Annotated in this window: 16 protein-coding genes; 10 read left to right on the plus strand and 6 right to left on the minus strand. The window is 71.8% G+C overall.

The window, feature by feature from the left end; genetic code table 11:
* The first annotated feature begins 53 nt into the window (after positions 1-53).
* Both ACFW48_RS03535 and ACFW48_RS03540 read left to right on the plus strand, forming a co-directional pair.
* Positions 54-1,418, plus strand: coding sequence for a nicotinate phosphoribosyltransferase (locus ACFW48_RS03535; protein ID WP_386310053.1), 1,365 nt, complete (start codon positions 54-56; stop codon positions 1,416-1,418).
* Positions 1,419-1,467: 49 nt separating this feature from the next.
* Entirely contained in the window at positions 1,468-2,055 is a 588-nt protein-coding gene (locus tag ACFW48_RS03540) for a nicotinamidase (protein ID WP_386310055.1), read from the plus strand.
* 13 nt (positions 2,056-2,068) lie between these two features.
* Here ACFW48_RS03540 and ACFW48_RS03545 read toward each other — a convergent pair whose 3' ends face one another.
* On the minus strand, positions 2,069-2,428 hold the full coding sequence (locus ACFW48_RS03545) for a hypothetical protein (protein ID WP_386310057.1): 360 nt from the start codon (positions 2,426-2,428) through the stop codon (positions 2,069-2,071).
* Positions 2,429-2,574: 146 nt separating this feature from the next.
* On the minus strand, positions 2,575-4,926 hold the full coding sequence (locus ACFW48_RS03550) for an immune inhibitor A domain-containing protein (protein ID WP_386310059.1): 2,352 nt from the start codon (positions 4,924-4,926) through the stop codon (positions 2,575-2,577).
* Positions 4,927-5,362: 436 nt separating this feature from the next.
* Between ACFW48_RS03550 and ACFW48_RS03555 the strand changes: the two genes are divergently transcribed.
* Entirely contained in the window at positions 5,363-5,647 is a 285-nt protein-coding gene (locus ACFW48_RS03555; protein WP_386310062.1) for a hypothetical protein, read from the plus strand.
* A gap of 18 nt (positions 5,648-5,665) precedes the next feature.
* Here ACFW48_RS03555 and ACFW48_RS03560 read toward each other — a convergent pair whose 3' ends face one another.
* A complete protein-coding gene (locus ACFW48_RS03560) occupies positions 5,666-6,412 on the minus strand; it encodes an RDD family protein (protein ID WP_386310063.1) in 747 nt (248 codons plus the stop codon).
* 524 nt (positions 6,413-6,936) lie between these two features.
* Positions 6,937-8,625, minus strand: a complete 1,689-nt coding sequence (locus ACFW48_RS03565) for an RDD family protein (protein ID WP_386310065.1) — start codon at positions 8,623-8,625, stop codon at positions 6,937-6,939.
* A gap of 251 nt (positions 8,626-8,876) precedes the next feature.
* On the opposite strand from ACFW48_RS03565, the gene ACFW48_RS03570 reads away from it, so the two are divergent.
* Positions 8,877-9,296, plus strand: a complete 420-nt coding sequence (locus ACFW48_RS03570; RefSeq protein ID WP_386310068.1) for an SsgA family sporulation/cell division regulator — start codon at positions 8,877-8,879, stop codon at positions 9,294-9,296.
* A 41-nt stretch (positions 9,297-9,337) separates the two neighbouring features.
* Here ACFW48_RS03570 and ACFW48_RS03575 read toward each other — a convergent pair whose 3' ends face one another.
* Positions 9,338-10,774 (minus strand): FAD-binding oxidoreductase, encoded by a 1,437-nt coding sequence (locus ACFW48_RS03575; protein ID WP_386310069.1) that lies wholly within the window; start codon positions 10,772-10,774, stop codon positions 9,338-9,340.
* A gap of 99 nt (positions 10,775-10,873) precedes the next feature.
* On the opposite strand from ACFW48_RS03575, the gene ACFW48_RS03580 reads away from it, so the two are divergent.
* Entirely contained in the window at positions 10,874-12,286 is a 1,413-nt protein-coding gene (locus ACFW48_RS03580; protein ID WP_386310071.1) for a tetratricopeptide repeat protein, read from the plus strand.
* Positions 12,287-12,309: 23 nt separating this feature from the next.
* Here ACFW48_RS03580 and hppD read toward each other — a convergent pair whose 3' ends face one another.
* The gene (hppD, locus tag ACFW48_RS03585) at positions 12,310-13,455 is read right to left on the minus strand and encodes a 4-hydroxyphenylpyruvate dioxygenase (RefSeq protein WP_386310073.1); all 1,146 of its coding nucleotides are present in this window, start codon (positions 13,453-13,455) and stop codon (positions 12,310-12,312) included.
* 134 nt (positions 13,456-13,589) lie between these two features.
* On the opposite strand from hppD, the gene ACFW48_RS03590 reads away from it, so the two are divergent.
* From ACFW48_RS03590 to ACFW48_RS03610, 5 genes are read left to right on the plus strand one after another with little or no spacing between them, the layout of a single operon-like run.
* Positions 13,590-14,072, plus strand: coding sequence for an Lrp/AsnC family transcriptional regulator (locus ACFW48_RS03590; protein WP_121747227.1), 483 nt, complete (start codon positions 13,590-13,592; stop codon positions 14,070-14,072).
* A gap of 42 nt (positions 14,073-14,114) precedes the next feature.
* A complete protein-coding gene (locus ACFW48_RS03595; protein ID WP_386310075.1) occupies positions 14,115-14,762 on the plus strand; it encodes an ABC transporter permease in 648 nt (215 codons plus the stop codon).
* A gap of 22 nt (positions 14,763-14,784) precedes the next feature.
* Positions 14,785-16,047: a betaine/proline/choline family ABC transporter ATP-binding protein gene (locus ACFW48_RS03600; protein ID WP_386310078.1), complete on the plus strand. Its 1,263-nt coding sequence runs from the start codon at positions 14,785-14,787 to the stop codon at positions 16,045-16,047.
* Entirely contained in the window at positions 16,044-16,934 is an 891-nt protein-coding gene (locus ACFW48_RS03605; RefSeq protein WP_386310079.1) for an ABC transporter permease, read from the plus strand. The genes ACFW48_RS03600 and ACFW48_RS03605 overlap by 4 nt, the downstream gene beginning before the upstream one ends.
* Positions 16,931-17,929 carry a glycine betaine ABC transporter substrate-binding protein gene (locus ACFW48_RS03610; RefSeq protein ID WP_386310082.1) on the plus strand — a complete coding sequence of 333 codons (999 nt, stop codon included), beginning with the start codon at positions 16,931-16,933 and terminating at the stop codon, positions 17,927-17,929. Before ACFW48_RS03605 ends, ACFW48_RS03610 begins: the two co-directional genes overlap by 4 nt.
* Positions 17,930-17,935 lie beyond the last annotated feature (6 nt).

The following is a 17,935-nucleotide window of genomic DNA, read 5'->3' on the forward strand; positions in this document are numbered from 1 at the left end:
CGCCACGGAGCCACAAATCGTCAGACTGACGAAATGGGGGTAGCATCCTCGTCATGCACACAGCGGACCTAGGGCTGCCGGTGGACGTTCCCTCGACGGCGCTCTTCACGGACCAGTACGAGCTGACCATGCTCCGAGCCGCCCTGAAGGCGGGCACGGCCGGGCGGCGGAGCGTGTTCGAGGTCTTCACACGCCGACTGCCGGACGGGCGCCGCTACGGCGTCGTGGCGGGCACCGGACGGGTGCTGGACGCGGTGGAGAACTTCCGCTTCGACGCGGACGTCCTGCGCTTCCTGCGCGAGCGGGACATCGTCGACGAGGAGACCCTGGACTGGCTCGCCCAGTACCGCTTCAGCGGCGACATCTGGGGCTATCCCGAGGGCGAGGTGTACTTCCCGGGCTCGCCGATCATGCGCGTGGAGGGCACCTTCGGCGAGTGCGTGCTGCTGGAGACGGTGATCCTCTCCATCCTCAACCACGACTCGGCGATCGCCGCCGCCGCCTCCCGGATGGCCTCGGCCGCCGGGGACCGTCCGCTGATCGAGATGGGCGCCCGCCGCACCCACGAGCTGGCCGCCGTCGCCGCCGCCCGCTCCGCCTACGTCGGCGGCTTCGCGACCACCTCCGACCTGGCCGCCGGCTTCCGCTACAACATCCCCACCGTGGGCACCTCGGCCCACGCCTTCACCCTGCTGCACGACAACGAGCGGGAAGCCTTCCGGGCCCAGGTGGACGCGCTCGGCCGGGGCACCACACTCCTCGTGGACACCTACGACGTCGCCGAGGCCGTCCGTACGGCCGTGGAGATCGCCGGTCCGGAGCTGGGCGCCGTACGCATCGACTCCGGCGACCTGCTGCTGGTCGCCCACCGGGTGCGGCAGCAGTTGGACGAGCTGGGCGCCACGGAGACGAAGATCGTCGTGACCTCGGACCTGGACGAGTACGCCATCGCCTCGCTGGCGGCGGCGCCCGTGGACGCGTACGGCGTCGGGACCCAGCTGGTGACCGGGTCCGGGCACCCGACGGCCTCGATGGTCTACAAGCTGGTCGCCCGCGCCGAGTCCGCCGACGGCACCGACTCCGCCGACGAAGGGGTTCCGCTGGTGCCGGTGGCCAAGAAGTCCAGCGGCGGCAAGACCTCGATCGGCGGACGCAAGTGGGCGGCCCGGCGGCTGGACGACTACGGCTACGCCGAGGCCGAGGTGGTCGGCACCGGGCCGGTGCCCGAGGACCTCGCCGACCGGCAGCTCCTGGTCGAGCTGGTCAAGGGCGGCGCGGTCGTCGCCCGCGAGCCGCTGGACACCGCCCGGGACCGCCACGCGGCCGCCCGCGCCAACCTCCCGCTGTCCGCCACCCAGCTCTCCCGAGGGGAACCCGTCATTCCGACGGAGTACGTGCACGGGGGCTCGGGTAGCTAAAGCTGGTGCCCCTCAACCTCACATCCGATCCAGTCGAAGGACACCGACCATGCGCCGCGCCTTGATCGTCGTAGACGTGCAGAACGACTTCTGCGAGGGGGGCAGCCTCGCGGTGTCCGGCGGTGCGGACGTGGCCGCCGCCATCACCGAGCTGATCGGGCAGGCGCCCGCCGGCTACCGGCACGTCGTGGCCACCCGCGACCACCATGTCGCGCCGGGCGGCCACTTCGCCGACAACCCCGACTACGTCCACTCCTGGCCCGCGCACTGCGTCGCCGGTACGGAGGGCGTCGGCTTCCACCCGAACTTCGCCCCCGCCGTCGCGTCCGGCGCGATAGACGCCGTCTTCGACAAGGGGGCCTACTCGGCGGCCTACAGCGGCTTCGAGGGCGCTGACGAGAACGGCACGGCCCTCGCCGACTGGCTGCGGGCCCGGCAGATCGACGAGGTCGACGTCGTGGGTATCGCCACCGACCACTGCGTACGGGCCACCGCCCTGGACGCCGCGCGCGAGGGCTTCCGTACGCAGGTGCTGCTCGACCTGACCGCCGGGGTGGCCGCGGAGACCACCGAGCGGGCGCTGGAGGAGCTGCGGGAGGCGGGCGTGGAGCTGTCCGGGAAGCCGGTCGTCCAGTAGCCCCGGGAGCCGGTCACGTCTGTGCCGTCGGACGTCTGAGCAGCGCCCGGATCGGATGCCACAGCTCCTGGACGAGGTCCGGGCCGCCCACGGCGCCGGCCACCGGTGCCGTGCGCCATATGAGGCCGTCCGGGTGGTGCAGGACCGCCGTGATCTCGTCGGGGGTCGGAGGGGCGGCGTTGCCCCGCAGGTAGACGGCGCGCAGTCCCAGGTTGCGCAGCCTGGTCAGGGCGCGCGCCCGGTTCTGGGCGTGGACGAGGAAGCGCACTCCACCGGGGGCGGTGCCCCCGCCCTCCGGGGCGGCGGGGCTGGGCAGGTTCAGTGCCACCACCACCGTGCCGTTCGGCAGCTTGCAGAAGCCTCCTGCGGCCATGCGGTCATACCCCCGTATCAGCCGGCGTAGGTCCGGGCGTCGAACCAGGTGTCAATAAGAGAACCACAGGACGCACCTAAACACGGATCGGCGGCGACCCGCCAGGGGGTCACCGCCGATCATGCTCTGACCTGGGCAGATGCTATTTACCTGCCCGCAGGGCCGACCTCCAGCTCGATCGTCGAGCCGTTCTTGGCCTCCTTGAGGATCTTGATCTTCGTGTTGGTGTCAGTGATCTTGACGCCACCGGTCGGGTTCGACTCGTCGTAGTAGTCGCTCTTGCGGTCGTTGAAGACCGAGACACCCTTCGAGCCCGGGAAGTACTGCGCCACGTCCGCCTTGTGCAGCGTGACGGCGTCCGTGCGGTAGCGGCTGAACGGCGAGTCGTACGACTGGACGCGGTTGCGCAGCAGCGTGCCGTCCTTCCACTTCATCGCGGTCGGGTGCGAGTCGATCGGCAGGACGAGACCGGTGCCCGGGTGCTGGCTGGTGTTGTTGTCCGCCTGGGAGGTGTCCCACTTCCAGATCAGCAGGCCGTTCTGGTACGCGTAGTGCTCCACCCAGTTCGGGCGCTCCGTGAAGCCGAAGTTGTACGGGCCGGTCTTCAGCGTCTTGTCGTACGACACGTACTGCCGGTTCTCGGCGATGTAGTACTGCGCGTAGTCCTTGGTGAAGGACGCGCCGACGCGGGAGAAGCCGGTGGCCGTCCAAGCGGCGTCCGCGGTCTCGGCGTTGTCGGTGAACAGCGCCTCGCCGTCCGCGGTGACCTTGATGGCGTCGGCCGTGAAGCCCTTCTGGGCCACGCCGCCGTCGGTCTGGTAGCGGAAGCGGAGGTCGATGTTCTGGCCGGCGTAGGCGTCGAGGGAGTAGGCGAACTTCGTGTACGCGTCGAGCGTGCCGTGCAGGGCCGGCTTGTCGGCGGCGTCGCGCGGGATCGGCTGACCGTCCACCGTGCCGTCGACGGCGGTCCAGTTGGCGCCGCCGTCGGTGGAGACCTCGGTGTAGAGGTAGTCGTAGTTGGCCTCGATGTCGTACCAGCCGTCGAAGGTCAGCTCGGCCTCCGACTTGCCGGTGAGGTCGACCGAACGGCTCAGCGTGTTCTTGAGGTTGTCGCCGCTGCCGCTCCACCACTGGGTCTTGCCCTCGGCAGGGGTGGTGATCTCGGTGGTGACCGCCTTCTTCGGCAGCTCGACGACCAGAGCCTGCTTGTGCTTGGTGTTGTACTCCGCCACGCCCAGCTTGTGCCAGGAGTTGACCCCGGCCTTGGCGGTGTCGTAGTTCAGCCAGCCGAGCTGGAGCTTGTCCCAGGCGGTCATGTCGCCGGGCAGGTCGCCGATCTCGTTGCGGCCGGTGCCGAGCCAGGAGCCGGACGACATCAGCGTCCAGAAGCCGGTGGAGTTGTCGCCGCCGGCGGTGTCGTAGTGGTCCGGAAGACCGAGGTCGTGGCCGTACTCGTGGGCGTAGACGCCGAGGCCGCCGTTCTCCGGCTGGATGGTGTAGTCGCCGACCCAGACACCGGTGGAGCCGATCTGCGAGCCGCCGAGCTTGTTCTGCTCGGGCCCGGTGGCGCCTGCGTCGGTGCCGAAGGCGTACCAGCGGTGGGCCCAGATCGCGTCGGTGCCCTGGGCGCCGCCGCCCGCGGACTCGTCCTCGCCGGCGTGCACGATCTGGAAGTGGTCGATGTAGCCGTCGGGCTCGTTGAAGTCGCCGTCGCCGTCGAAGTCGTAGCGGTCCCACTCGTCGAAGCGGGCGGCGTCGGCCTTGATCTGGGCGTCGCTGCGGCCGGCCGCCTTCTGCTGCTCGACCCAGGCGTTCAGGCCGTCGCTGACGACGTTCCACACGCTCGGGCAGTTGGTGGCGCCGCAGTCGTTGTTGCCGTAACGGGCCTCGTTGTAGTCGACCTTGACCCAGTCGGAGACCTCGCCCTCGACCGAGTAACGGCCGGAGGACTGCTTCTCGTAGTAGGTCTTGACCGAGTTGACGCCCTTGCCGGAACCGAAGTACAGGTCCTGGAAGTGCTGCTGGTCGTAGTCGGCCTTCCAGGCCGTGGAGTTGTCCGTCTTGCGGTCGGGCTTGGCTATCCGGTTGTGCAGCGGGCCGGGGTCGCCGCCGTAGCGGCTGTCGATCTTGTCCCCGAACTCGACCAGGATGGTGAAGATCTTGTCGGTCTTCTCCCGGCCCAGCTCGACGTACTTGGCGTCGCCCTTCTTGCTCTTGAGCTGGACGACGTTGGAGCCGTCCTTCTTCTTCACCGAGGCCTTGCCGGATATGACCTGCTTCAGGGCCTCCTCGCGCTGGGCCTCCTGAGTGTCGCTCATGGGGCCCTTGAGGTCATGGGAGTCCATGCCCTTCGCGGGGTGCGGGTCGTGCCGGTCCACGGCTTCCGGCCGGGCCGGCGAGTCCGCCTGCGCCACGCCGGCCGCGGAGAGCGTGGCGGTGGCTGCGGCGAGTGCGACGGTGGTCGCCGCCGTTCTGAACTTCCAGGATCTGCTGGTCACTTGAGTTCCTCCCCCGCGTCCACGCGCGCGGATGGGGGGACAAGGACAGGGCAGGTCCGCGCACACGTGTTCAACGCGTGTAGTCAAGTGACGACATTTGACTAGAGGTTCACCGGAAAAGACAGACCTTGACTTGAGCAGAACAAGTGCACTATGCGGAGCCGACGTTCGCTTTGCGGACACCGAATCGTGACCGTTGTCGCCACCGCGGCCGCCGTGGCGTCCTCCGACGGGCGCGCGGGACCGTCCACTTCCCGGACGCCATGAATCCGTGCGCCCCCCGTGCATCGGCCCTGTCGGTTAGGTCATGCTTACCGCTGGTTCCACTCGGGCACACAGCGGGTTAGAGTCGCTTGGCGGAACGCCCGGAAGCCGGCGGAAAGCCAGGCCGACAGCACGTCTCACCCCAGATTGTCTTCACGAGGACACGATGGCCATGCCCCGTCCGACTGCCGCCCAGTTCGCCTACGGTTCGTGCACCGTGATCTTCTCGACGCTCGCCATGCTGCTGCTGTCCCAGACGAGTTCGGGCCCCGGAATCACCGTCATCGTCGTCGCGGCGCTCGCTCTCGGGTTGCTGGTCGCCATGACGGCCCCCCTGCCCAGGACGCGCACGGTGACCGCCGTGCCGGCCCGCGGGCCGGCCGCGGCCCGGGAGCCGGTGCCGGCGGCCCGGGTCTCCGCGGGGGCGCGCGAGCCGGCCCGCGGCCGCGCCGCCTGACGCTCGCCTCCCAGGACCTCAGCGGGCGCTGACCACCACCGTCTTGGCCGCCTTGTCGTGCAGGCCCTGCTTGTAGGGCCGGTCGAAGAAGCTCCAGCCGCCCGCGATGATCGTCCAGACACAGGCGCAGCAGAAGGCGAACGGGATCCACAGCACCAGGGCGCGGATCAGCGACGTCTGCACCGAGGGCGTGGCGCCGTTGTCCAGGTTGCCCACGCGCAGGCCGAGCCACTTCTTGCCCAGGGTCTGGCCCGTCTTGGTGGTCATGTAGGTGTCGTAGGCGATGTAGAGCACAGCGGCGATCAGCGACTGCCCGAACGACTTGCCGACCTCGACCTCGTCGCCGTCCACTTGGTACTCCTGGACGTTGAACGCCCAGCTGAGCAGCCAGACCACGATGCCCACGAGGATCATGTCGATGATCCGCGCGAGCGTGCGCCGTCCGCTGTCGGCGAGCGGCGGCATGCCGGCGAGCGGATCGGAGCCGCCGCCGTACGGATCACCGCCGTAGGGTCCGCCACCGCCGGGGGGTGGGGCGCCGTAGGGCCCGCCGCCACCGGGAGGCGGGGCGCCGTAGGGCCCGCCGCCACCGGGAGGCGGGGGTCGGCCGGTGCCGTCGGGCGGGGGCGGGTTGTCGTACGGCGAGCCCGTGCCGCCCTCGCCGGGGCCGGGTTCCGGACCCGGCCCGGGGGACGAGGGACGCTTCCTGAACGGGTCGTCTTCCGGCGGCTGCCCGCCGGAGCCGGGGGGCGGTTCACTGCTCATGGCCCGAGTCGACCGCGAACCCCCCGACCGCGCATCCGGCGAGCCGCCGTCCGGAGTACGGGTGCCTCCGGCGGCGGGGCCGGGGCGGTATGCGGGACACCGGCCGCCGGGTGCCCGCGACGGCGGCGCGGGGTGCTCACCGGCACGGGAGCGCGGGCCCGTTGGCACGGTCTCGCGGTCTCGCGCGGTGGGGCGGCGTACGCCACGCGGTCACGGGCGCCGGTCCGGAGGCGGCGACCGCCCGGGACACGATGCCTGCGGCAGTAGCGCTGGGCTACGGGCCGCGGGTGCCGGGCGGGCCTCCGCCCAGCCCGCGAGCCCGCGCGGCGCGGAGCGCCGTGTGACCGTCGGCTCCGAGCCGGCCGAGGTCGGGGGCGGCGCCGTCGGCCGAGGCCGGGAGCGGCGCCGCCAACCCGGCCCTGGGGCGCCTCCACCGACCCAGCCCGGGGAGCGGGCGCCGCCGACCGAGGCAGAGGGTGGGCGGCGGGCGGCTGGGGGCCGGGCCGAAGGTGTCGGGGCTCGGGTCAGCCGGCTACGAACGTGCGGGACGCCTTGTCGTGCCAGCACTGGTGCCACGGGCGGTCGAACAGGCACCACGCGACGCCGACGACACCGACGACCAGCAGGCCGGGCACGCTGTAGACCAGCCAGCGGCGCAGGGCCGCGCCGAAGGACGGGGGCTCGTGGGCCTCGATGTCCCGTACCTCCAGGCCGAGCAGCTTCTTGCCCAGGGTGCGGCCCCACTTGGCGGTGGGCAGCGCCTCGTAGACGACGCCGAAGAGCAGCAGGACGGCCAGGACGATGCCCAGGTACATGGAGGTCGTGCCGTCGAGCAGCCATACCGTGACGGTCTCGCCGGAGAGCTTGGCCTCGTCGATCTTGCCGTTTACGTGGTCGACCGCCTTCATGCCGAGGGGCACGGCAGCCACACCCGTGACGCCCGCGAGGACGACGGTGTCGATCAGCCGGGCGGCCAGCCGCTTGCCGAGCCCGGCGGGGCGGGCCGCCGCCTGGCGCCGGGCGGCGGCCTGGAACACGTCCTCGACCGGCGGCTTCCAGGGCGCGACGGGCTGCTCGTCCCCGTCGGCACCGGCGAGCCGGTGCACCTGCTGCGCCCACGAGGACTGACCGCCGCCGGGCCCGGCCGCGAGCGGGGCCGAGGCGGCGGGCTGCTGCGGCGAGGCCACAGGCTGCGAGGCCGCCGGTTGCGGGACGGCAGGCTGCGAGGCCGCGGGCTGCGGGGCGGCGGCCTGGTGGGGGACGGCCGGGCCGGTGGCGCCGCCCGTCTGCTGCGGACCGGCAGGGGCTGCGGGAGCGGCGGGGGCCTGCGCGGCCGCCGCTCGGGCGGCCGCGGCCTTCCCGGCGTTGAAGCCGGGGCCGCCCGAGGCCGCGCGCGGGGAGACCGCGCGGAAGGTCATGGTGCCCTCGTCGGCGGCGGCACCGCCGTCCGAGGCGCCCGGGGCCTGGGCGCCCCGGGACCCGGCCGTCGGCCGCCGGAAGACGAAGGTGTTGCCCGACCCGGCCTCCGCCTCGCCGGACGCGGCGGCCCCCGCCGAGGCGTCCGACCGCCTGGAACGGGCGTCGTCGCCCTGCGCGGATCGGGCGTCGGCGGACCGGCCGCCGCCCGGGCCCGCGGGTACGGAGCCGCCACCGGCGGCCCCGGCCCGGGAGCCACCCGACGCCCCGGCACCGGCACCGGCGGGTCCGCCGGAGGCCTGCCCGTCCTGAGCACCGCCGACGGCGCTCGCGCCGGCACCCGGCCGGACCGTGCCGCTGCCCGCGTCGGCGGGACCGGACTCGGCCGCCACTCCCCCGGCCGGCCGCGCGCCCCGGGCGTGCGGGACCCTCGGGTCCGCGCCCTGGGCGGCACCCGGCCATGCGACGCGGTGGTTCGGATCGTCGGCGAAGCCGGACTGGCGGGAGCGGTCGGCGCCCCAGGCCGTCGCGGGTTCCGGGCGGCTGCCGTGCTGGGACGCGGCGCCGGGCGGCTCGTCGACCGGGTCCTCGTCGAAGAAGTGCGGGCCGGTCTCCTCGACGGAGGGCCGCGCGCCGGGCGGAGGCGCGAGCGACTCGCCGTCCTTGGGGGCGGGCCGGCTGGTGCCCGGCACCCAGGAGGCGCCGTTCCAGTACCGGACGTATCCAGGAATGGACGGGTCCGGGTAATACCCTTCGCGGGGCCTGTCGTCGCCGGGGGCCGGGGTTGGGGCGCTCATGTCCGTCGTCCCGTATCTGCTCGGGGGTTGATATGGGGGCTCAACATCTATCAGACGGGCGCAATCCGCACCGCCGGTCCCGCCGGACCCACCCCTTTCCGGGCAACCTCTGCATGGACCTTCACACCGGGGACAGAGGTTGGAAAAAGTTCCGCGAATCCGCGTAACGCTCGCGGCCCCGGCCGCTCTCACTCGTGCGGGCCCGTTCCAGGCGGCCCGTGCGGACCCGTACGAGAGAGGACAACCCCGCCATGCACCCCAACACCACCGTCGTGGAACGCGAACTGGAGCTGAGGCTCATCCTGTCGCCCGAGCGCGGCATCCCGGTACCGGCCCTGCTCGGCTACCACACCGACGACCCGTACGCCGTCCACATCACCTTCCACATCGACTCCGGCCACCCGGTGCACTGGACGTTCGCCCGCGATCTGCTGGTAGAGGGGGTGTTCCGGCCGTGCGGGCACGGGGACGTGCGGGTGTGGCCGTCGAAGGCGGAGGGCCGCAGCGTCGTGCTCATGGCGCTGAGCAGCCCGGACGGTGACGCCCTTCTGGAGGCGCCGACGCCGCAGGTGTCGGCCTGGCTGGAGCGGACCCTGCGGGCGGTGCCGCCCGGCACCGAGGGCGGGCAGCTCGGCATCGACGACGGGCTGGCCGAGCTGCTCGCCCGGTGAGCCGAGTGAGCCGAGTGAGCCCAGTGGGAGGGGAGGAACGGTCAGAAGAGCTTGCCCGGATTGAGGATGTCCAGCGGGTCGAAGGCCTGTTTGACCGCCCGCTGCATCTCCAGGCCCACCGGGCCGATCTCCCGCGCCAGCCACTCCTTCTTCAGTACGCCCACGCCGTGCTCGCCGGTGATGGTGCCGCCCAGTTCCAGGCCGAGGGCCATGATCTCGTCGAAGGACTCACGGGCGCGCCGGGACTCGTCGGGGTCCTGGGCGTCGAAACAGACGGTGGGGTGGGTGTTGCCGTCGCCCGCGTGGGCGCAGACGCCGATGGTGAGGTCGTACTTCGCGGCGACGCGCTCGATGCCCTCCAGCATGTCGCCGAGCCGGGACCGGGGCACGCACACGTCGTCGATCATCGTCGTGCCCTTGACGGCCTCCAGGGCGGTGAGGGACAGGCGGCGGGCCTGGAGGAGGAGTTCGGACTCGGCCGCGTCGTCGGCGGGGACCACCTGCGTGGCGCCCGCGGCCTCGCACAGCGCGCCGACGGCGGCGAGGTCGGCGGCCGGGTCGGCGGTGTCGAAGGCGGCCAGCAGCAGGGCCTCGGTGCTCTCCGGCAGACCCATGTGGGCGAGGTCGTTGACCGCCTTGACGGTCGTACGGTCCATCAGTTCGAGGAGGGACGGCACGTGCCCGCCCTCCATGATCCGGCAGATCGCGTCGCAGGCGGCGGTCGCGGAGGCGAACTCGGCGGCCAGCACGAGCTGCTGGGGCGGCTTGGGGCGCAGGGCGAGGACGGCCCGTACGACGATGCCGAGGGAGCCCTCGGAGCCGACGAAGAGGCGGGTGAGGTCGTACCCGGCGACGCCCTTCGCGGTGCGGCGGCCGGTGGACATCAGACGGCCGTCGGCGAGGACGACGTCTAGGCCGAGGACGTACTCGGCGGTCACCCCGTACTTGACGCAGCACAGGCCGCCGGAGGCGGTGCCGATGTTGCCGCCGATGGTGCACATCTCCCAGCTGGAGGGGTCGGGCGGGTAGTACAGGCCGTGTTCGTTCACCGCGCGGGAGAGCGCGGCGTTGACGACGCCCGGTTCGACGACGGCGACGCGGTCGACCGGGTTGATCTCCAGGATGCGGTCCATCCTGGTCAGGGACAGCACGACGCAGCCGTCGCTGGCGTTGGCCGCGCCGGACAGGCCGGTGCGGGCGCCCTGCGGGACGACGGGGACGCGCAGCGCGGTGGCGGTGCGCATCACGTGCTGGACCTCCTCCACGGTGCGCGGTAGGACCACCGCCGCGGGGGCACCGGCCGGGCAGAAGCTCGCCATGTCGTTGGCGTAGGAGGCGGTGACGTCGGGGTCGGTGAGGACGGACTCGGCCGGCAGGCCGGCGAGCAGCCGGTCGACGAGGGTGCCGGAGGCCGCCGTGACCGCTCCGGCTTCGTGGGCTGCGTCGCCTTTGTCGCGAGGCGCTTCGATACGGCTCATGATCGGAGGTTCGCACCCGGGGGCCATCGGTGTGAACCCCGTCGACGGCACCCGGCGCAAGTCCCGGTGTGCTCGTCGTATGGGCGCACAGTAAGCGCCATGGAGGTCATGAAGAGGGAGACCGAACACGGGTGGCGCTCACGCCGCCGGAGCCGGGTGCTGATCGCCTCCGTCGCCGGGGCCGTCGTACTCGGCGGGGTCCTGGTGCTGCTCCCCTGGGACGGCGGCGACGCTCCCCCGCCCGCGCCGGGGCCGGCCGCGCTGGCGCGCGGGGCGGTCACCACGGGCGTGCCGGCCGCGCTGCCCGACCTGGCCGTACTGATCGGCGACCGGGAGACCCATCTGCGGGCGCATCCGCTGGACGGCGTGTCGTGGGCGGTGCTGGGGGCGGCGTACGTCGAGCAGGGCCGGCGTACGGCGGACACCGCGAACTGGCCGAAGGCCGAGAAGGCGCTGCGCACCTCGCTGAAGGTCGGGGCGAAGCGCAATCCGCAGGCGCTGGAGGGGCTGGCGGCGCTGGCGGTGGCGCGGCGGGACTTCCCCGCGGCGAAGAAGTGGGGCGAGAGCGCGGCGAAGGCGGCGCCGAAGCGGTGGACGGCGCACGCGGTGCTGATCGACGCCTACACCGGTCTCGGCGACCACGAGGGCGTGGGGCGGGCCCTGGACAAGGTGATGGAGCTGCGCCCGGGGACACCGGCGGTCAGGGCGCGGGCCGCGGCCGTCTACCGGGACCGGGGCTGGCGGGAGGACGCGGCGGCGCAGATCTCCGACGCGGCGGCGGCTGCCGAGGCGCCGGCCGAGCGGGCGGCGTATCTGGAGCAGGCCGGGCGGCTGGCGTTCGAGCGCGGGGACCGTCAGGAGGCGCTGCGGTTCTTCGAGGAGGCGCTGCGCACCGACCCCGACCAGCGGGCCGCGCAGGCCGGGCGGGCGCGTGCGCTGGCGGCGCTGGGCCGGACGACGGACGCGCTGTCCGCGTACCAGGCGGCGCTGGCCAAGCGGCCGAGTCCGGAGTACGCGCTGGAGCTGGGCGAGTTGTACGAGTCGCTGGGGCTCGGGCAGGCCGCGCTGGTGCAGTACGACCTGCTGCGGGCGCGGGTGCGGGGCGCCGAGGCGGCCGGGGCCGACGAGGAGTTGGTGCTGGGGCGGTTCGAGGCGGACCACGGGGACCCGGCGGCGGCGGTGCGGCGGCTGCGGACCGAGTGGGGGCGGCAGCCGGGGATCGCGGTGGCCGACGCGCTGGGCTGGGCGCTGCACCGGGCCGGTGAGGACGAGGAGGCGCTGGAGTTCGCGACGATCGCGACGGACGGCGACCAGGGCGGCGGGGTGCGCAGCGCGCTGCACGTGTTCCACCGGGGTGTGATCGAGAAGGAACTGGGGCGGTACGGGCCCGCGCGGCGGCACCTGCGGGAGGCGCTGATGATCAACCCGTACTTCTCGCCGCTGCGGGCGCCGGAGGCGAAGCGGGCGCTGGCGGAGCTGGGCGAGCCCTCCGTGGAGGACCCGCCCGCCTGAGATCCGCCTTTGCGGACCTGATGTCAGAGGTTGCCGCGCCTCTCCTGCTCGCGCTCGATCGCCTCGAACAGGGCCTTGAAGTTGCCCTTGCCGAAGCCCATCGAGCCGTGCCGTTCGATCATCTCGAAGAAGACGGTCGGGCGGTCCTGGACCGGCTTGGTGAAGATCTGCAGCAGGTAGCCGTCCTCGTCGCGGTCGACGAGGATCTTCAGCTCGCGCAGCGTCTCCACGGGCACCCGGGTCTCACCCGCCCACTCGCCGAGCGTGTCGTAGTACGAGTCGGGCGTGTCCAGGAACTGGACGCCGGCCGCCCTCATCGTGCGTACGGTGGCCACGATGTCGTTCGTGTTCAGCGCGATGTGCTGGACGCCGGCGCCGCCGTAGAACTCCAGGTACTCGTCGATCTGGGACTTCTTCTTGGCGACCGCGGGCTCGTTGATCGGGAACTTGACCTTGAGGGTGCCGTCGGCGACCACCTTGGACATCAGCGCGGAGTACTCGGTGGCGATGTCGTCGCCCACGAACTCCTTCATGTTCGTGAAGCCCATGACCTTGTTGTAGAAGCCGACCCACTCGTTCATGCGGCCGAGTTCGACGTTGCCGACGCAGTGGTCGACGGCCTGGAAGGTGCGCTTGGCGGGCGGCTCGACCATCGGCTCGGCGGCGGCGTAGCCGGGCAGGTAGGGGCCGTCGTAGCCGGTGCGCTCGACGAGGGTGTGGCGGGTCTCGCCGTAGGTGGCGATGGCGGCGAGGACGACGGTGCCGTGCTCGTCCTTGACCTCGTGCGGCTCGGCGATCGAGCGGGCGCCGTGCTCGACGGCGTAGGCGTGGGCGGCGCGCGCGTCGGGGACCTCGATGGCGAGGTCGACGACGCCGTCGCCGTGCTCGGCCACGTGCTGGGTGAGGAAGTCGCCCCACTCGGTGGCGGGCTTGATCACCGAGGTGAAGACGAAGCGGGCGGAGCCGTTCTCCAGGACGTAGCTCGCGGTCTCCCGGCTGCCGTTCTCCGGTCCGGAGTAGGCGACCAGCTGCATGCCGAAGGCGGTGGAGTAGTAGTGCGCCGCCTGCTTGGCGTTGCCCACGGCGAAGACGACCGCGTCCATTCCCTTGACCGGGAAGGGGTCGGCCTGCCGGGCGGTGTCGGGAGTGTGGTGTGTGGTCTGCGTCATAGCCGCAGGGTCTCCCGCGTCTGCAAGGTGCGCAATAGTTTGCGTCTTCACTGGGCAACCTGACCAGTGATACGGCGGTGGGGGCGGGCGATCTGTACAGGATGACCAGGGTTATCCTCCGGGAGGGCGCGGGCATGGCGATCGATCGACTGGACGGGCGGATCATCGGGCTACTGGCCCGGGAGCCGCGGATCGGGGTGCTGGAGATGTCCCGGCGCCTGGGCGTGGCGCGCGGCACCGTGCAGGCGCGGCTGGACCGGCTTCAGTCGAACGGAGTCATCCGCGGCTTCGGCCCCGAGGTGGACCCGGCGGCGCTCGGCTACCCGGTCACCGCGTTCGCCACGCTCCAGATCCGGCAGGGCCAAGGCGCCGACGTACGGGCGCACTTGGCGACCGTCCCGGAGGTGCTGGAGCTGCACACCACGACCGGCACCGGGGACATGCTGTGCCGGCTGGTGGCCCGCTCGAACGCCGATCTCCAGCGTGTGATCGACCTGGTTGTCGGTTTTGATGGCATTGTCCGGGCCTCCACGGCGATCGTCATGGAGAACCCCGTTCCGCTGCGGATCATCCCGCTGGTGGAGCAGGCGGCCGAGGACAGCGGCAGACGCGACTGAGACCGGCTCCCCGGCCGGCCCGAATCCCGGAGGTGAGCGGCGGTGAACTTCTGGGAGTTCCTCGGCAGCCGCCACCAGCAGCTGCTCACCGACGCCTACCAGCACGCCAGCGCCGTCTTCCAGTGCATGGTCGTGGCGACGCTGCTCGGGGTCCTGATCGGCGTCGTCACCTACCGCAGCGAGTGGGCGGGGAACCTGGCGACACTGACCACGTCGACGATCCTGACCATCCCGTCGCTGGCCATGATCGGACTGCTCATCCCCATCGTGGGGCTGGGCGTGCCGCCGACGGTGACCGCGCTGGTCCTGTACGGGCTGCTGCCGATCGTGCGCAACGCGATCGTCGGCCTGCGCGGGGTGGACCCGGCGCTGGTGGACGCCGCGACGGGCATCGGGATGTCGCGCGTGGCCCGGCTGCTGAGGGTGGAGCTGCCGCTGGCCTGGCCGCCGATCCTCACCGGCATCCGGGTCTCGACGCAGATGCTGATGGGCATCGCCGCGATCGCCGCCTACGCCTCCGGGCCGGGGCTCGGCAACGAGATCTTCCGCGGGATCGCCTCGCTTGGCAGCAAGAACGCGCTGAACCAGGTCCTCGCGGGCACGCTCGGCATCATCATCCTGGCACTGCTGTTCGACGCCGCGTACGTCCTGCTCGGACGGCTGACCATTCCGAGGGGGATCCGTGTCTGAGAGATCCGTGTCTGAGAGATCCGTGTCCGAGAGATCCGTGTCCGAGAACAGCCACCCTGCCGCCACCGGGGCGACCATCGAGCTGGACTGCCTGACCAAGCGCTACCCCGGCAACCCGCAGCCGGCCGTCGAGAACGTCTCGATGGAGATCAAGGCCGGCGAGACGGTCATCTTCGTCGGCCCCTCGGGCTGCGGGAAGTCGACCACCCTGAAGATGATCAACCGGCTGATCGAGCCCACCGGCGGACGCATCCGCATCGACGGCGAGGACGTCACCGACATCGACCCGGTGAAGCTGCGCCGCAAGGTCGGCTACGCGATCCAGGCCTCCGGCCTCTTCCCGCACATGACCGTCGCCCAGAACATCGCGCTCGTGCCGAAGATGATCGGCTGGTCGAAGGCCCGCATCAGGTCGCGGGTGGAGGAGATGCTCGACCTGGTCGGTCTTGACGCCGGGGAGTTCCACGGCCGCTATCCGCGCCAGCTGTCCGGCGGCCAGCAGCAGCGGGTGGGCGTGGCGCGGGCGCTGGCGGCCGATCCGCCGGTGCTGCTGATGGACGAGCCGTTCGGCGCGGTCGACCCGATCACCCGGGACCACCTCCAGGACGAGCTGATCCGGCTCCAGCACGAACTGCACAAGACGATCGTCTTCGTCACCCACGACTTCGACGAGGCGATCAAGCTGGGCGACCGGATCGCCGTGCTGCGCGAGCGCTCCCACATCGCCCAGTTCGACACCCCGGAGGCCATCCTCACCAACCCGGCGGACGACTTCGTCTCCGGCTTCGTGGGCGCCGGGGCGGCACTGAAGCGGCTGAACCTGACCCGCGTACGGGACGTGGAGATCACCGACTACCCGACGGTGACCGTGGAGGACCCGCTCCAGCACATCTTCAACGCGCTGCGGGCGGCCGGCACCAACGAGATCCTGCTCCTCGACCGGCGCGGCCGCCCCTACAAGTGGCTGCGGCGCGGCGACCTGATGCGGGCCAAGGGCTCGCTGGCGCGGGCCGGGACGCTGGTCCACGACACGGTGACCCGGGACGCGACCCTGCGGGACGCGCTGGAGGCGGTGCTCACCGACAACACGGGGCGGGTCGCGGTCACCGGGCGGCGCGGCGAGTACGAGGGCGTCGTCGACATGGAGACGCTGCTGAACTCGGTGCACGAACTGCTGGAGGCCGACCGGCTGGACGCGCTGGAGCACCAGCACGACCTGGAGGAGGCCCGGGCGGAGCAGACCCATGCCGAGCAGGAGGGCTTCGGAGGGGAGGCGAAGGCGTGAGCAGCACTTCCGGTCCTTCGTCCGGCTCTTCGTCCGGCTCTTCATCCGGTCGGCGGCCGGAGGGCGAGCACGAGATCGGGGGGATCGCCCACGACGACCGGGACGAGGTGGAGCAGGAGCCGCGCCCGCCGTCCCCGGAGGCGACGAAACGGCAGGTCGGCTGGCGGAAGTTGACCTTCCTGCCGGCGGTCCTGATCGCCGTACTGCTGGCGACCTGGCTGTGGTTCCGGCAGGCCGACCTGGACTCGCTGAGCGAGAACGCCCTGTCGGACGGGCAGGTCACCAAGGCGCTGTGGCAGCACGTCCAGCTGACCGTGATCTCCACCTTCTTCGTGCTGATCATCGCGATCCCGCTGGGCGTCCTGCTCACCCGCGGGATGTTCCGGAAGGCCACGCCGGTGGCGATGGCGTTCGCCAACATGGGCCAGGCGACCCCGGCGATCGGCCTGCTGGCGCTGCTGGTGATCTGGCTGGGCATCGGCCGCCGGGCTGCCCTGATCGGCATCATCATCTACGCCGTCCTGCCGGTGCTCTCCAACACCATCGCCGGCCTGAAGGCGAACGACCCGACCCTCCTGGAGGCGGCCCGCGGCATCGGCATGTCCCCACTGGGCGTGCTCACGCGCGTGGAGCTGCCGCTGGCCGTCCCGCTGATCCTGGCCGGCGTGCGCACGGCCCTCGTCCTCAACGTCGGTACGGCGACGCTGGCCGTCTTCGGCGGGGGCGGCGGGCTGGGCGTGCTGATCACCACCGGGATCACCAGCCAGCGGATGCCGGTGCTGGTGCTCGGCTCGATCCTCACCGTGGCCCTCGCGCTGCTGGTGGACTGGCTGGCCTCGCTCGCGGAACTGCTGCTGCGGCCTCGTGGCCTGGAGGTGAGGACATGAGCACGCGGTCCACGGCACGGCCTTGGGGCCTGCGACGCCGTACGTGGCCGGTGACGGCGGCGCTGCTGGTGGCGGCCTCCGGCTGCGGGCTGACCAGCGGCTCCCCGATGGTCGACGACGTCGGGCCCGGCACGATCGGGAAGGGCCGGCCGCTGGAGGGGGCCGACCTGACCGTCGTGTCCAAGCAGTTCACGGAGCAGCTGATCCTCGGCGCGATCATGGGCATCGCCTTCCAGGCGGCCGGCGCGGAGGTGCTCGACCGCACCGGCATCCAGGGCTCCGTCGGCACCCGGGCGGCGGTGGAGAACGGCGACGCCGACGCCACGTACGAGTACACGGGCACCGCCTGGATCACGTATCTGGGGCACAGCGAGCCGATCACCGACCCGCGCGAGCAGTGGGAGGCCGTGCGGAAGGAGGACCTGAAGAAGGGGCTGACCTGGCTGCCGCCGGCCGAGCTGAACAACACCTACGCGCTGGCGATGAACCAGGCGAACTACGAGAAGTACCGTACGAAGACCCTGTCGGAGGTGGCCGAGCTGTCGAAGACCGACCCGGCCGCGGTGACGCTGTGCGTGGAGGTCGAGTTCGCCAACCGGGCGGACGGGCTGCCGGGCATGGAGAGGGCCTACGGGATGGACATCCCGGCCAGGAACGTCACGGACATGGACACCGGGATCATCTACACCCAGACGGCCGACGGCGCCTGCACCTACGGCGAGGTGTACACCACCGACGGGCGGATCAAGTCCATGAACCTGGTGGTGATGGAGGACGACAAGAACTTCTTCCCGAACTACAACGCGGCGCCCATGGTCCGCACCGACGTCCTGAAGAAGTGGCCGGCCATCGCCGCCGTCCTCAACCCGGTCACCGAGGCGCTGACCAACGACGTGGCGCGGACGCTGAACGCGAAGGTCGACGTCGACGGCGAGGACCCGCACCAGGTGGCGCTGGACTGGATGGTCGAGAAGGGATTCGTGACGGAGGGCTGAACGGGG

Source organism: Streptomyces sp. NPDC058812, from assembly GCF_042744565.1.
GTDB classification, from domain to species: Bacteria; Actinomycetota; Actinomycetes; order Streptomycetales; family Streptomycetaceae; genus Streptomyces; species Streptomyces thinghirensis.